This is a genomic window from Dietzia sp. DQ11-44 (assembly GCF_014145205.1).
Lineage (GTDB): Bacteria > Actinomycetota > Actinomycetes > Mycobacteriales > Mycobacteriaceae > Dietzia > Dietzia natronolimnaea.
In genome coordinates, this window is the sequence record NZ_JAALEC010000621.1 from 1 (window position 1) to 1,735 (window position 1,735).

A 1,735-nucleotide genomic window follows, 5' to 3' on the forward strand; every position below is an offset into this window, starting at 1 on the left:
GCTCGCGTCGGCGTCGCCGGCGTCGTCGTCGTGGAGGGGGTTCGGGCAACGACGACACCCAGGCCTCCGGCGACGACTCCACCGACACGGACGCCCAGGAGCAGCGCGAACCGCGGCGTCGACCGGCGCGTGGGGGACAGGCCTCCGGTTCGGGCTCGTCGAACGACGAGGTCCAGGGCATCAGCGGTTCGACCCGGCTCGAGGCCAAGCGCCAGCGCCGCCGCGACGGACGCGATGCCGGGCGCCGCCGCCAGCCCATCCTCTCCGAGTCCGAGTTCCTCGCCCGTCGCGAGTCCGTCGACCGCGTGATGGTGGTCCGGGAGAAGAGGCGCGGCGACGGCAAGGGGATCATGACCCAGGTCGGCGTGCTGGAGGACAAGGTGCTGGTGGAGCACTTCGTCACCACCGAGTCCGCGCGCTCCATGGTGGGCAACGTCTACCTCGGCCGCGTCCAGAACGTGCTCCCGAGCATGGAGGCCGCGTTCGTCGACATCGGCCGCGGTCGCAACGGCGTCCTGTACGCCGGTGAGGTCAACTGGGAGGCCGCCGGACTCGGCGGTAAGGCCCGGCGGATCGAACAGGCGCTCAGGCCCGGCGACATGGTCCTGGTGCAGGTCACCAAGGATCCCATCGGCCAGAAGGGCGCCCGCCTGACCACGCAGATCTCGCTGGCCGGTCGGTTCCTGGTGTACGTGCCCGACGGCAACTCCACCGGCATCTCCCGCAAGCTCCCCGACACCGAGCGGCGTCGACTCAAGGCGATCCTCAAGGACGTCGTCCCCGAGGGCTCGGGCGTGATCATCCGGACCGCGGCAGAGGGGGTCAGCGAGGAGGAGATCGGCCGGGACGTCGAACGACTGGCCGCCCAGTGGACCGAGATCGCCGAGGCCTCCGCGAAGCGGACCTCCGCGGGTGCCGGCACACCGATCGCCCTGTACGAGGAGCCCGACCTGCTGGTCAAGGTGGTGCGAGACCTGTTCAACGAGGACTTCTCGTCGCTGGTGATCCAGGGCGACACCTCGTGGGACACCGTGCACGACTACGTCTCGAGGGTCGCACCGGAGATGACCGAGCGGCTCGAGCGGTACGACAACCCCGACGTCGACGTGTTTGCCACCCACCGCGTGGACGAGCAACTGGCCAAGGCGCTCGACCGCAAGGTGTGGCTGCCCTCCGGTGGCTCGCTCGTGATCGACCGCACCGAGGCCATGACGGTCATCGACGTCAACACCGGCAAGTACACCGGCTCGGGTGGCAACCTCGAGGAGACCGTCACCAAGAACAACCTCGAGGCGGCCGAGGAGATCGTCCGCCAGCTGCGCCTGCGCGACGTGGGCGGGATGGTGATCATCGACTTCATCGACATGGTGCTCGAGGCCAACCGCGACCTCGTGCTGCGGCGGCTCACCGAGGCACTGGGGCGCGACCGCACCCGTCACCAGGTCTCCGAGGTCACCTCGCTGGGGCTGGTCCAGCTCACCCGCAAGAAGCTGGGCACGGGTCTCGTCGAGGCGTTCTCCACGCCCTGCGAGCACTGCCAGGGCCGTGGCCTGATCGTGCACGCCGACCCCGTCCACACCGAGTCGCACAACGCCGACGAGCCCGGCTCCCGCCGCGGCCGCAAGCGCGGCGGCAAGGGATCGGACTCGGATCAGTCCGACTCCCAGGCCTCCTCGTCGTCCGCGCCCAGGCAGGCGCCCAGGAAGGACGGGCCCGCGCCGGCCGCGCACCCCGC

General features: G+C 70.5%; 1 protein-coding gene. It reads left to right on the plus strand.

What is annotated here, in order from left to right; genetic code table 11:
- Positions 1 to 1,735: Rne/Rng family ribonuclease (locus tag G6018_RS14420; protein ID WP_241732121.1), on the plus strand; the 1,735-nt coding region annotated here is incomplete at both ends.